This is a genomic window from Streptomyces sp. HUAS ZL42 (genome assembly GCF_040782645.1).
Classification (GTDB): domain Bacteria; phylum Actinomycetota; class Actinomycetes; order Streptomycetales; family Streptomycetaceae; genus Streptomyces.
Genome location: NZ_CP160403.1, coordinates 8216116 through 8228727 on the forward strand (window position 1 = coordinate 8216116; position 12612 = coordinate 8228727).

Consider the following 12612-nt stretch of genomic DNA (forward strand, 5'->3'; position numbering starts at 1 on the left):
CTGGTCGCGCGCACGCGGCGGAGTCGCATGATGGAGCAGCCCCGCGCCCCTGAGGGGCGCGGGTACCGCATGCCGGTCGCCTCAGCGGCGGCGTACGGCCACGAAGCGGACCGGGGTGCCCGGCGGCGCCTGGGCGGCGGCAGCGAGATCCGCGGTCCGCACCACCCCGATCACCGGGTAGCCCCCGGTGGTCGGGTGGTCGGCCAGGAAGACGACCGGTCTGCCGTTCGGGGGGACCTGGACCGCGCCCAGCACCATTCCCTCGCTGGGGAGTTCGGCCGTGCGCGCCCACTGAAGGGCCGGCCCCTCCGTGCGCAGGCCGATGCGGTTGCTCGCGGCGGACACCCGGTACGCGCGTGAGGTGAACGCGCGCAGTGCCTCCGGCGTGAACCAGTCGTCGCGCGGGCCGGTTGTCACGCGCAGCACGAGTTCGGCCGGGGGTCCCGGCTGCGGGGCGACGTCCACGCGCGCGTGAGGGCCGTGCGCGTGCCCCAGCGCAAGGACCGTGCCGTCCGTGAGCGGCGGCGGGCCGAGCCCAGACAGCAGGTCCGTGGAGCGGCTGCCCAGGACCGGCTCGACGTCGACGCCACCGGAGACGGCGAGGTAACTGCGTACTCCGGAAAGGGCCGGACCGACATCCACGACCGCACCGGCGCTCACGCGCACGGGCGCCCCCCAGGCGGCCGGCCGGCCGTCCACCGCGACCCGGCAGGGCGCACCCGCGACCGCCACGATGACCGTCGAACGCGGCCGTACCGCACAGCCGTTGAGCGTGGTCTCCAGCACGGCCGCCGCGGGCGGATTGCCGACCAGCCGGTTGACGAGTGCCGCAGCGGGCGCGTCGAGCGCCCCGGAGCGGGGTACGCCGAGGTGCGCGTGCCCGGGGCGGCCCCGGTCCTGCACGGTGGTGAGCATCCCGGCCCGTACGACGGCGAGTGCCCGGTCCGTCATACGTCACCCACCGGAACGAAGCGCACGCGCGTGCCCGGGGACAGCAGCGCGGCCGGCACGCGTGCGTGGTCCCACAGCACCGTGTCCGTGGTGCCGATCAGCTGCCAGCCGCCCGGCGACGAGCGCGGGTACACACCCGTGTACGGGCCCGCCAGTGCCACCGAACCGGCCGGGACGGAGGTGCGCGGAGTGGCCCGGCGGGGGACGTCGTAGCGCGGCGGCAGACCGGTGAGGTAGCCGAAGCCGGGGGCGAACCCGCAGAACGCGACGCGGAACTCGGTGTTCGCGTGGATGCGGGCCACCTCCTGCTCGGAGACGCCCCAGTGGGCGGCCACGTCGGCGACGTCGGGGCCGTCGTAGCGCATCGGGATCTCCACGGCCTCCTGGCTGCCCGGGGGAGGGGGCGGCACGTCGGCGGCGGCCAGTTCCGATGCCACACGGTCCGGGTCGGCCAGGCCGTCGAGGAGGACCGTGCGGGCCGCCGGGACGATCTCGCGGACGGTGAGCAGGCCCTCCGCGCGGCGGCGCAGCAACTCCGCGTGCAGCGCCGCGGCCTCCTCGCCCGAGGAGACCTCGACGAGCAGGGAGTCCTCGCCCACCGGCAAGGCCCTCATGCGAAGGCCTCCACCCGGACACCCGACTCCTCCAGACGCTGCCGGACCCGGCGGGCCAGCTCGACCGCGCCGGGCGTGTCGCCGTGCAGGCACAGCGAACGCGCGCGTACCTCGACGGGCGACCCGGAGTGCGAGGACACCACGCCGGAGCGAGCCAGGCTCACGGAGCGCTCCACGACGGCCTCCGGGTCGGTGACCACCGCGCCGTCCCGGCCGCGCGGCACCAGCGTGCCCTCCTCGGTGTACCCGCGGTCCGCGAACGCCTCCCTGACGGCCGGGAGCCCGGCCTTCCCGGCCAGCTCCAGCAGGCGCGAGCCGGGCAGGCCGAGCACGGGCAGTGTGACGTCCGCGAGGAGCACGCCGTCGACGACCGCACCGGCCTGCTCCTCGTCGTGCACGACGCGGTTGTAGAGCGCGCCGTGCGGCTTGACGTAGGACACGCGCGTGCCCGCCGCGCGTGCGAAGACCTCCAGGGCGCCGATCTGGTAGGCCACCTCGGCCGCCAGTTCGGCGGGCGGCACGTCCATGGCGCGCCGCCCGAACCCCGCGAGGTCACGGTAGGAGACCTGAGCGCCGATCCGTACGCCCCGCTCGGCCGCCAGCTCGCACACCCGCCGCATGGTGACCGCGTCCCCGGCGTGGAAGCCGCAGGCCACGTTGGCGCTGGTGACGACGGTCAGCAGCCGTTCGTCGTCGGTCAGCCGCCAGTGGCCGAAGCCCTCGCCGAGGTCGGCGTTCAGATCGATCGGTGTCATGGATACGTCGTGTCTCCTGTCAGGCCACGCGGTACTGCACGTCGCGGGCGTCGGTGAGGAACATCTGCCCGGGTGCGTGGGTGATGGCGAACGGCGGGCGCGAGGCCATCACCGCGGCCTGCGGGGTCACTCCGCAGGCCCAGAACACCGGGATGTCGTCGGGTCCGGCGTCCACCGGTTCGCCGAAGTCGGGGCGGCCGAGGTCGTCGATGCCCAGCCCCGACGGATCGCCGCAGTGTACGGGGCTGCCGTGCACCGCCGGGAGCAGACTGGTCTCCCGGATGGCGGCCGCCAGGTGCTCCGGCGGCACCGGGCGCATGGACACCACCATCGGACCGTGCAACCGTCCGGCGGGACGGCACTGACGGCTGGTCACGTACATCGGGACGTTGCGGCCCTGTTCGATGTGTCGCATGGGGACGCCCGCCTCGGACAGCGCCCACTCGAAGGTGAAGCTGCAGCCGATGAGGAACGACACCAGGTCGTCGCGCCAGTGGTCTCGTACGTCCGTCGGCTCGTCGACCAGTTCGCCGTCCCGCCACACTCGGTAGCGCGGCAGGTCGGTGCGCAGATCGGCGCCGTCCGCGAGGACCGTGGTCCACGAGCCCGCGTCCGTGACGTCGAGGACCGGGCACGGCTTCGGGTTGCGCTGGCAGAACAGCAGCATGTCGTACGCCCAGTCGGCGGGCACCGAGATCAGGTTGACCTGCGTGTGGCCTGCCGCGACCCCGGCCGTGGCACCCGTCAGGCCGTCCCGGAAGCGGGCCCGGGCGGTTTTCGGGCTCCACGCGTGCGCGTGCTCGTCGACGAGGGTCGGGGGGCGATGTTCCGTACGGTTCACGCGAGCTCCTTCCCGCGCGTCTCCGGCAGCCCGAGCAGCGCCAGCGCCGCGAGGCCGTAGCCGATCGCGCCGAAGACCAGCGCGCCGCCCACGCCCCAACTGTCGGCCAGGAAGCCCACGGTGGTGGGGAAGACGGCGCCCACGGCGCGGCCCGTGTTGTAGGTGAAGCCCTGCCCGGTGCCGCGCACCGCCGTCGGGTACAGCTCGCTCAGGAAGGACCCGAAACCGCTGAAGATCGCCGACATGCAGAAGCCGAGCGGGAAACCGAGCACCAGGAGCAGGGTGTTGGCGCCGCTGGGGATGTTCGCGTACGCCAGGATGCAGACGGCCGACAGCAGGGCGAAGAGCCAGATGTTGCGCCGGCGGCCCAGCCGGTCGGTGAGGTAGCCGCCCGTCAGGTAGCCGAGGAAGGCCCCGGAGATCAGGAACGTCAGATAGCCGCCGGTGCCGACGACCGACAGATCGCGCTCGGTCTTCAGGTAGGTGGGCACCCAGGTGGCGAGGGTGTAGTAGCCGCCCTGCACGCCGGTGGAGAGCAGCACGGCGAAGACCGTGGTGCGCAGCAGGCCCGGCTTGAAGATGGCCGTGAACGAGCCCCGCTCGGAGCTTTGTTCGCGCTTGGCGACCGCCTCGGGCGCGTCCTGCACGCGGCGGCGCATCCAGACGACGAGCAGCGCGGGCAGGGCGCCGGTCCAGAACATCACGCGCCAGGCCAGGTCGTCGCCGAGGAACGAGAAGACCAGCGTGTACACGATCGCGGCCAGGGCCCAGCCCACGGCCCACGAGCTCTGGATCGCGCCGAGGGTGTGGCCGCGGTGCCTGGCGCTCGCGTACTCGGCGACCAGGATCGCGCCGACCGCCCATTCGCCGCCGAAGCCGAGGCCCTGCAGGGCCCGGAAGACCAGCAGTGTCTCGTAGTTGGGTGCGAAGCCGCAGGCCACGGTGAAGACCGCGTACGTGATCACTGTGATCATCAGCGCCCTGACCCGGCCGACCCGGTCGGCCACGATGCCCGCGACGGCGCCGCCGACCGCGGAGACCACGAGCGTGACGGTGGTGAACAGGCCGGTCTGGCCGCTGTCCAGGCCGAAGTACGCCGCCAGCGCGACCATGCTCAGCGGGAGCGTGAAGTAGTCGTACGAGTCCAGGGCATAGCCGCCGAACGCGCCGGCGAAGGCACGGCGGCCGCGCGGACCGAGGGCGCGCAGCCAGCCCAACGCCCCGTCGTCGGCGGTGCGTTCGGCCGGTGCGGGGCGTACGTCGGTGGTCGGGGCCTGCGGTGGAGGGGTCGTACTCATGGGCACCTCGCAGAGGGAGGACGGAGAGTGCTGGAGACCTGGCAGTGCCGTGCGGAAGCTGTGGCGCCGCGGTGGGGACGGGGCGGTGCCGTGCGTAGCAAGGTAGAGGATCGTTGAACGATCCTTCAATACCCATGTTGTTTCGTCCCTGTATCTGCGATTGAATTCCGGGCATGGCAGAGCAGCTGGTGGGACTGGCCGACGACCGCGCCCTCCTGGGGCGCACCAGCACGGCGGAACGGGTATCGGACATCCTCAGAAGCCGTATCGCCGAGGGCTATTTCCCGCCCGGGACCCGGCTGTCGGAGGACAGCATCGGCGGGGCGCTCGGCGTCTCCCGCAACACGCTGCGGGAGGCGTTCCGGCTGCTCACCCACGAGCGTCTGCTCGTCCACGAGCTGAACCGGGGCGTGTTCGTGCGGGTCCTGACCGTCGAGGACGTCGAGGACATCTACCGGACCCGCGCCCTCGTCGAGCGTGCGGTCGTACGGGGGCTGGGGGAGCCGCCGTACAGCCTCGACGGTCTCGCGGAGGCCGTGGCCGAGGGGCAGCGGGCGGCGCGCGAAGGTGACTGGAAAGGACTGGGTACGGCCAACATCCACTTCCACCGGGAACTGGTCGCGCTCGCGGGCAGCGAACGCACCGACGAGCTGATGCGCAGCGTCTTCGCGGAACTGCGCCTGGCCTTCCACGTGGTGGACGATCCCCGCCAGCTGCACGAGCCGTACCTCGCCCGCAACCAGCAGATCCTCCAGGCGTTGCAGGCAGGGGACCGGAACGAGGCCGAGAAGCTACTCGCCGTGTACCTCGACGACTCACTCGAACGGGTCGTGGAGGTGTACCGGCGGAGAGTGGGGGAGGAGCACCCCCATGGGGCGCGGGACATCTGACAGGCGGCTCCGCCGCGTGGGCGCGGCCAGCCACGGACGACCCGCACCGGGGGCCTGCCCGCGATAGCACGGCCTCCCCGGCGGAGCCGTCTGCGCCGTTTGGATCGTTGTCAGACCGAGGACCTAGTCTGTGCACCGTGACTTCGCCTGCACCCACGGACAGCGTTCCGCCCCAGTTCAGCGCGGGACCGCGGCCCGCTCCGGGTCCGGCCGCCGACGAGGGACTGGCGCGGCGGCTGCGCGCGCTCGCCTGCACCGCGCCGATCCACGACCTCGACGCGCGCAAGGCCAACCTCGCGGGCGAGTACTCGGTGTACGGCATGGCGGAGATCGCCCTCGCCGCCATCGACCTCGTCACCCTGAACATGGACTTCGACACCGGCGCGGACCACGACCAGATCGTGGCCCGGCTCATCCCGCGCATCGCCGCCCAGGCCCCGCGACGGCCCGTCGCCGAGCACGAGCGGGTGGCCCGCTGGGTGCTGGAGAACCTGATCAACGTCGGCAGCGTCGACCGCGGCTTCCGCGCCGTGTACGGCACCTTCGCGCCGGACGGCAGCTATGTGCGACGTGACTACGACTTCAAGCTGATCGAGGAGGTGCCCGGGTACGGCGGCAGCGTCTACCTCCGTACGACCGACGAGGCGGTCAACGTTCTCGTCGGCGCCCTCGACACCGACGTCACCAGCGCGCAGATCGCCGCCGAGGTCAAGCTCGAGGTGCTGATCAGCCGCGGCCGTCTCGCTGACGCCCAGCTGGCGGCGGAGCAGGCCCGGTACCGGACGGTGCAGTACTCCGAGACCCTGCGCAGGGCCCTGGACGCCACCCGGCGCAACGTGCGCGCGGTGGACTGGCTCAACGCCGTCCCCGACATGATCGCCGAAGCCCTCGACCACGTGGCCGACCGCTACCGCCACGAGAACGCGATCCTCACGAACATCCGCAAGGCCCGCGACGAGTCCGAGGACCCCGAGAACAAGCGGCGCGCCGCCGAGCTCGTCGACATCGTGAAGGACTGCATCCGCCGCCACACACAGCTCCAGTCCCGGCTGCTTGAGGCCGGGCCGCTGTTCCGTGCGGAGCAGGACCGGCAGGCGTTCGCCACACCGCTGACGACCTCGGGGATAGACCTGTACGGGCACCTCGTGGCGCCCGTGCTGCCGCTTCCGCTGGAACGGGCGATCCGGGTCACGGACGCGTTCTTCGCCCGGGGGACCGGATTGCGTACGCCGGTGTCCGTGCGAGTGGGTGACCTGGTCGACATTCTGCTGACGCCTCCCGTCGAGCGGGAGCATCTGGGCGCGGAGATGCCCGAGCCCGATCTGATCGCCACGCCCGACGACAGCCGGTTCAGTGAGGAGCAGCTGGCGGCGGCGATGGACTTGCTCGACCTGCCGGCGGACGCGCCACGACGCCTGTCGGGGTTGCTGGCGCAGGCGCGGCGGTCCGATCCCGATCTGCCCTATCTGGTGGCCCTGTTGGCGGTCCATGCGGCCAGTCCCGCGGTGGGCACGGCCTATCGGCAGGGCGAGGAGAAGCTGCTGTTCGCCGTGGACGACGGGGCGGAGCTGGACGATCCCGAGTTCGGCGGAGCCGACCTCATCGTCGGTACGGCCCTGCTGGACGCGGCAGGGATGGCGGCCGACCGGACGGAGGCCGCGTGAGTACGTACGAGCATGAGTGCAGCAAGGAGCCCCGACCGTGACCGAGCACGTCGAGTGGAGTGAACCGGAGGCCCCGGCCCCGTCGGCGAGCGCCGCCGTCACGCCCGCCGACGCCGCCGACGCGGCGCGGCTCGTCGCTTTCGGGCTGCAGCCCAAGCTGCAGCCCGCGCGCGATCAGGAGTACGTGGAGTTGCTGCGGCGCTACCGCGAGGATCCGCCGTTCGCACGGCTCGCCGACGCCGTGGCCGCCGGTCTCGGGCTGGTCGTCCTCGAGGTGTCCCCGCGCGCGGGGATGGCGGTGACCGCCGCCGAGGACTCGGTGTTCGCCGTGCGGATGGGGGACTACGCGCGTCGTACGGCTGCCGACTCAGGCGACCGGTTCCTGCACGGACTGGCCCATCTCGCCGTCGCCGCCCTGGCGTTCCCGCGGGCCGAGGATCTGGCCGACGACGGCTACATCGGGCGGGTCAGCGTCAACGGGGTCGACGCGTTCGTGCGCCAGGCCTGCCGCCGGCTGGAGGAACGCGCCGAGGAACAGGGCGAGAACACCGACCCGGCCACCGACGCGCCCGGTCTGGAGGCCGCCTGGCGGATCTGGGCGAGACGCAGCGCCACCGGAGCCACCAAGGACGCGCGCAGGCCGGCCGCTTCGACCACGGGCATCGTGGCCAAGGCGGTGGCGTTCCTCACGGACTCCGGGTTCCTGCAGCGCACCGGCGACGACAACGGCGGTACCTACCGGACGACGGCCCGATACCAGCTCCAGGTGCGGGACATGGCCGGCAGCGCCGCCATGGCCGAGCTGCTCGAGCTGGGCGTCGTCCCGGTCACCGACGGCACGCCGACCCTCCTGCCCGCCGAGGACGGCGACGACCTGGAGCTGGTGGCCGACGCCGGCCTGCCGTTCCACTCCTGACCCCCCGCACCCTTTCCGAAGACTTACGAGAGCCGCCATGTACGAGCTGTCCCGGGTCCGCCTCTACTCCATCGGTCCCGCCGGTGCGCGCTACGCCGACACCGTGCTTGACCTGCGGGGCGTGGGCGAACCCGTGCCCGACCCCGCCCCCATGCAGGCGGAGTTCTTCGAGGAGGAGCCCGTCGGCCCGCCCCGCCGGCCCGCGCCGGCCGGCGTGCTCTTCCTGGAGAACGGCGGCGGCAAGTCCGTACTGCTCAAGCTGATCTTCTCGGTGATGCTGCCGGGCCACCGGAACACCCTCGGCGGTGCCAGCTCCGGGGTGCTGCGCAAGTTCCTGCTCGCCGACGACTGCGGGCATGTCGCGCTGGAGTGGCAGCACGTCCTCACCGGAGAGTGCGTCGTGGTCGGCAAGGCGAGCGAGTGGCGTGGACGCCAAGTGTCCAACGACCCGCGCAAGTTCGCGGAGGCCTGGTACTCCTTCCGGCCCGGGCCCGGGCTCACGCTGGACAACCTGCCCGTCGCCGAGTCCACCGCCGTACGGCCGCCGGTCGAGGGCGCCTCGGGCGCGCAGGGGCGTCGGCGCACCATGAAGGGCTTCCGGGACGCCATCACCGAAGCAGGCAAGGCCTACCCGCATCTGGAGGTGCACTGGGAGGAGATCCACGACCGGTGGATCGAGCACCTGGGTGACCTCGGTCTCGATCCTGAACTCTTCCGCTACCAACGCGAGATGAACGCCGACGAGGGCGAGGCGGCCGGCCTCTTCGCGGTCAAGAAGGACTCCGACTTCACCGACCTGCTGCTGCGAGCCGTGACGGACACCCGGGACACCGACGGGCTCGCCGACCTCGTGAGCGGCTTCGGCAACAAGCTGGGGCGGCGTGCCGAGCTCATCGCCGAACGGGACTTCACCGCCGGGTCCGTCGACCTGCTCGGGCGGATCGTCGAGGCGGCCGGGACACGCTCACGCGCGCGTGACATCCACACCGGTGCCGAGCGCCGTACGCGCACCCTCGGGCGGCGGCTGTCCGCACGAGCCGTACGGGAACGCGCGAGTGCCACGGACCTCGCCCAGCGGGTCACGGCCGCCGCCTACGCGGTCACGCACTCCGAAGGGGCGCGGGAGCGCAGCGCCCTCGTCGCCGCCGAACTCGCCTACCGGCACGCCTCACTGGCGCTCGCCGCCGCCGAGAAGGCCGCTGCCGCACAGAAGCGCGAGCTGGCCGACGCACGCACCCTGCACTCCGCCTGGCAGGCCGCCGAGGCCGTGCTGCGCCACCGCGCCGCCGCCGACCGCGTCGCGCGCGTCTCCGCCGCCATCCAGGAGGCCGAGCGGGACGCGGCTCCGGCGCTGGCCGCCCGGGCCAAGGCCGCCGTCGACCTCGTACGGGCCCTCCACGCGGCGGCCGAAAGCGCCGAGACCCTCGCCAACCAAGAGGAGGAGCGGTCCGCCGCCCTCCAGGAAGCCGGCGAGTCGGCTCACCGGGACTCCACGGCCGCCGCGACCGAGGCCCAGCGCGCTCGCAGCGAGGCCGGGCACCTGCGCCAGCGTCTGACCGAGGTGGAGCAGGAGACCGCCGAGGCGGTGCGTGCGGGCTGGCTCGACGACAGTTCTCCCGACGCCGACCCCGCGCGCGCCGCCCTCGCCGCCAGCGACGCGGAGAAGGCCGCGGTCGCCGCCTGGGACACCGCGCGTGAGGTGTCTCGCCGGGCCACGGAACACGCGCGCGAGGCCGCCTCCACCGAGTCCCGCGCCGAGCTGACCGCGGCCCGTGCGGCGGACGCGGCAACGGCGGCGGCACGCTCGTACCAGGCCGAGCGTGCCCTTGCCGAATCACTGGCGGGCGAGCCGCGGCTGGGGGAGCTGCTCAGCCTGACCGGCGGGGCCCCCCACCCCGTGATCCCGCAGCCCCGGCACGACACGGACGAGAGCGGCCAGGACCCGGCGCTCACCCCCGAGGACCTGGATCGCAGCGCCGACGACCTCCGCGAACTTCTCGACGAGGCCGTTTCCTCCGCCGAGCGGCAGCTCTTCGAGCTGCGGACCGCGGCCGCCGACGACGCGCGGATCCTCGGCGCGCTCGGGGACGGCGGTCTGCTCCCGCCCGGCCCCGATGTGCTGGCCACCGTCGAATTCCTGGGCGAGCACGGCATTCCCGCGCTGCCCGGCTGGCGCTATCTCGCACAGGCCGTCGACCCCGCGGACCACGCTCGCGTGCTGGCCGCGAGGCCCGAACTGGTCGACGGTGTGATCATCACCGACCCGGCCTCACACGCGCGCGCCCGGGAGGCGTTGAGCGACGCGGCACTGCTGCCGCGATCGGCCGTGGCGGTCGGTACGGCGGCCGCCCTGCTCGCCCCCACGCCGGCACCGGACTCGGACAGCGGCGACGTCTTCCTCGTACCGCCGAACCCCGCCATGCACGACGAGCACGCAGCCGACGAGGAGCGGCAGGCGCTGCGCGCACGGGCGACAGAGCGGGACGAGGAGATCCGCACGCTCGCGGCGCGCCTCGGCAAGGACCGTGAGCTGGCGGCCCGGCTCGCCTCGTGGCGTACGGGCTGTCCCACGGGGCGGCTGGTGGAGCTCGCGCAGGCGGCGCACGAGGCGCGCGCGTTCGCCGAGGAGTCCGAGGCCGAACTGGCCGAGGCGCGGACCGTGCGCGCGGAGGCCGACGAGGCGGCCGCCGAGGCCGCACAGGTGCGGGACGAACGGCAGGAGGCCGCCCAGAAGGCCCGGCGCGCCGCCGATGCCCTCGCCGGGCTCGCCTTCCGGCTGCGTGAGCGGGCCGGCTGGCAGGTCAGGCTGCGCGAACTCGCCGACGAGGCCGCTGAGTCGGAGGCCCGCGCGCAGGCCTGTCTGGAGCGTGCCCGCGCCGCCGACGAGGACCGGCGCGCGGCCCAGCGCGCCGCCGACGACGCCCGCCGCACGGCCCGGGCGCTGCGTGCCGAGCGTTCGGAGATCGCCGGCGCCCCGGACGACGTACCGCAGGACGACTCCGACGCGCCCAGGTCGTCCCTTCCCGCCTTGCGGGAGGCCTACCGGGCCGCCTCCCAGCTGTACGAGAAGGTCGGTGTCGGCGCCGACCTGCGCGCCGAACAGGCCCGCGCGGAGAGCGACGAGAGCGCGGCCCGGGCCGAGCTGGACCGGCTGAGCAACAAGGTGCGCACACGCGCGGAGCAACTGCTCCAGTCGCCCGACGGCTCCGACGGGCCGTCCCGGCAGGCCGCCGCCGCTCGCGCGGAGGAGCTGGTGCAGCTGCTGGAGACCCGCATGTCGAGCGCGAGCGAACAGCTCGGGCGCCTGCGCGGCGAGGCCGAGCGGCACGCGCCCGGGGACGGCGAGGCGCACACGGAGCTGCCCGACGAGCTGGAACCGCGCGACGCCGAACACGCGCAGGCTCTCCTGCGCACGGCGACGGCCGAACTCGCCTCCCGTACCGAGGCCTTGAACCAGGCCCGGGAGGCGCACGCCGAACTCCTCGACGCCCACCGCGCCGCCGAGGACGCGGTGGGCGGCTTCGACGAGATCGCCGCGATGCTCCGTGACCTGTTGCGCGAGCACACGACCGAGGAGGAGCAGGAGGAGCCGGAACCCTACCCCGGCAGTCTGGAGGAGGCCCGGCAGTCGGCCGCCGAGGCCCGTCGGTCGCTGCGCGGCTGCGCCGCCGACCTGTCCGCCGCCGAGTCCGCCGTACGCGAGGCGAGCGACGTCCTCGTCCGGCACGCCAACTCCACGCGCTACGAGCAGGTGCGCACCCCGGCGCGCCAGCAGATCCGTGAGCTGCCCGCCTCCGCGCTGCCCGAGCACGCCCAGAAGTGGGCCGACGCGTTCGCACCCCGACTCCGTGTCCTGACGGACGAGTTGGCGCAGCTGGAACGCAACCGGGACTCCATCGTGGACCGGCTCAGAGGACTGGTCGAGTCGGCTCTGGCCACCCTGCGCTCCGCCCAGCGCCTGTCACGCCTCCCCGAGGGGCTCGGCGAGTGGTCCGGGCAGGAGTTCCTGCGCATCCGCTTCGAGGAGCCCGACCAGGCCACGCTCAGCGAGCGGCTGGGCGAGGTCATCGACGAGGCGACACGCGCCGCCGTGAAGAAGAACTCCGACCTGCGGCGCGACGGCATGTCGCTGCTGCTGCGCGGGGTCGGCGCGGCGTTGCAGCCCAAGGGCGTCGCCGTCGAGATCCTCAAGCCGGACGCCGTACTGCGCGCCGAGCGCGTGCCCGTCGGGCAGATGGGCGACGTCTTCTCCGGCGGCCAGCTGCTCACCGCGGCCATCGCTCTGTACTGCACGATGGCCGCACTGCGTTCGAACGACCGAGGACACGACAAGCACCGCCACGCCGGCACGTTGTTCCTCGACAACCCGATCGGCCGCGCCAACGCCACGTACCTGCTGGAGCTGCAGCGAGCCGTGTCCGACGCGCTCGGCGTCCAACTCCTCTACACCACCGGGTTGTTCGACACGACCGCGCTCGCGGAGTTCCCCCTGGTCATCCGGCTGCGCAACGACGCCGACCTGCGGGCGGGCCTGAAGTACATCAGCGTGGAGGAGCACCTCCGTCCGGGACTGCCGACCGAGGCTCCAGCCGGGGAAGCCGTGCACAGCGAGATCACCGCGACGCGGATGTTCAAGCGCCCGGCGCCGAGCACCCCGTAGCGCCGCAGTCCCCGCCGTGCGCT

General features: G+C 73.4%; 9 protein-coding genes. 4 read left to right on the plus strand and 5 right to left on the minus strand.

Annotated elements, in window-relative coordinates; genetic code table 11:
• Positions 1 to 81: 81 nt before the first annotated feature.
• From ABZO29_RS37460 to ABZO29_RS37480, 5 genes are read right to left on the minus strand one after another with little or no spacing between them, the layout of a single operon-like run.
• A complete protein-coding gene (locus tag ABZO29_RS37460) occupies positions 82 to 951 on the minus strand; it encodes a biotin-dependent carboxyltransferase family protein (RefSeq protein WP_367324635.1) in 870 nt (289 codons plus the stop codon).
• Positions 948 to 1565, minus strand: a complete 618-nt coding sequence (locus tag ABZO29_RS37465) for an allophanate hydrolase subunit 1 (protein ID WP_367324636.1) — start codon at positions 1563 to 1565, stop codon at positions 948 to 950. Before ABZO29_RS37465 ends, ABZO29_RS37460 begins: the two co-directional genes overlap by 4 nt.
• Positions 1562 to 2320, minus strand: a complete 759-nt coding sequence (locus ABZO29_RS37470) for a LamB/YcsF family protein (protein WP_367324637.1) — start codon at positions 2318 to 2320, stop codon at positions 1562 to 1564. Before ABZO29_RS37470 ends, ABZO29_RS37465 begins: the two co-directional genes overlap by 4 nt.
• Positions 2321 to 2339: 19 nt before the next feature.
• Positions 2340 to 3161, minus strand: coding sequence for a putative hydro-lyase (locus tag ABZO29_RS37475; RefSeq protein WP_367324638.1), 822 nt, complete (start codon positions 3159 to 3161; stop codon positions 2340 to 2342).
• Positions 3158 to 4459 (minus strand): MFS transporter, encoded by a 1302-nt coding sequence (locus tag ABZO29_RS37480; protein ID WP_367324639.1) that lies wholly within the window; start codon positions 4457 to 4459, stop codon positions 3158 to 3160. The genes ABZO29_RS37475 and ABZO29_RS37480 overlap by 4 nt, the downstream gene beginning before the upstream one ends.
• Before the next feature lie 173 nt (positions 4460 to 4632).
• Between ABZO29_RS37480 and ABZO29_RS37485 the strand changes: the two genes are divergently transcribed.
• The 4 genes from ABZO29_RS37485 to ABZO29_RS37500 all read left to right on the plus strand — a co-directional run bounded on the left by ABZO29_RS37485 (position 4633) and on the right by ABZO29_RS37500 (position 12589).
• Positions 4633 to 5349: a GntR family transcriptional regulator gene (locus ABZO29_RS37485; protein ID WP_367324640.1), complete on the plus strand. Its 717-nt coding sequence runs from the start codon at positions 4633 to 4635 to the stop codon at positions 5347 to 5349.
• Between the two features lie 137 nt (positions 5350 to 5486).
• Positions 5487 to 7013: a hypothetical protein gene (locus ABZO29_RS37490; RefSeq protein WP_367324641.1), complete on the plus strand. Its 1527-nt coding sequence runs from the start codon at positions 5487 to 5489 to the stop codon at positions 7011 to 7013.
• A gap of 37 nt (positions 7014 to 7050) precedes the next feature.
• Positions 7051 to 7929, plus strand: coding sequence for a hypothetical protein (locus ABZO29_RS37495; protein ID WP_367324642.1), 879 nt, complete (start codon positions 7051 to 7053; stop codon positions 7927 to 7929).
• A 37-nt stretch (positions 7930 to 7966) separates the two neighbouring features.
• A complete protein-coding gene (locus tag ABZO29_RS37500; protein WP_367324643.1) occupies positions 7967 to 12589 on the plus strand; it encodes a hypothetical protein in 4623 nt (1540 codons plus the stop codon).
• The last annotated feature ends 23 nt before the right edge of the window (positions 12590 to 12612 follow it).

Excerpts from the sequence above, each read along its gene's own strand:
- ABZO29_RS37460 (WP_367324635.1), bottom strand. The coding sequence starts at position 951 with ATGACGGACCGGGCACTCGCCGTCGTACGGGCCGGGATGCTCACCACC.
- ABZO29_RS37465 (WP_367324636.1), bottom strand. The coding sequence starts at position 1,565 with ATGAGGGCCTTGCCGGTGGGCGAGGACTCCCTGCTCGTCGAGGTCTCC.
- ABZO29_RS37470 (WP_367324637.1), bottom strand. The coding sequence starts at position 2,320 with ATGACACCGATCGATCTGAACGCCGACCTCGGCGAGGGCTTCGGCCAC.
- ABZO29_RS37480 (WP_367324639.1), bottom strand. The coding sequence starts at position 4,459 with ATGAGTACGACCCCTCCACCGCAGGCCCCGACCACCGACGTACGCCCC.
- ABZO29_RS37485 (WP_367324640.1), top strand. The coding sequence starts at position 4,633 with ATGGCAGAGCAGCTGGTGGGACTGGCCGACGACCGCGCCCTCCTGGGG.
- ABZO29_RS37500 (WP_367324643.1), top strand. The coding sequence starts at position 7,967 with ATGTACGAGCTGTCCCGGGTCCGCCTCTACTCCATCGGTCCCGCCGGT.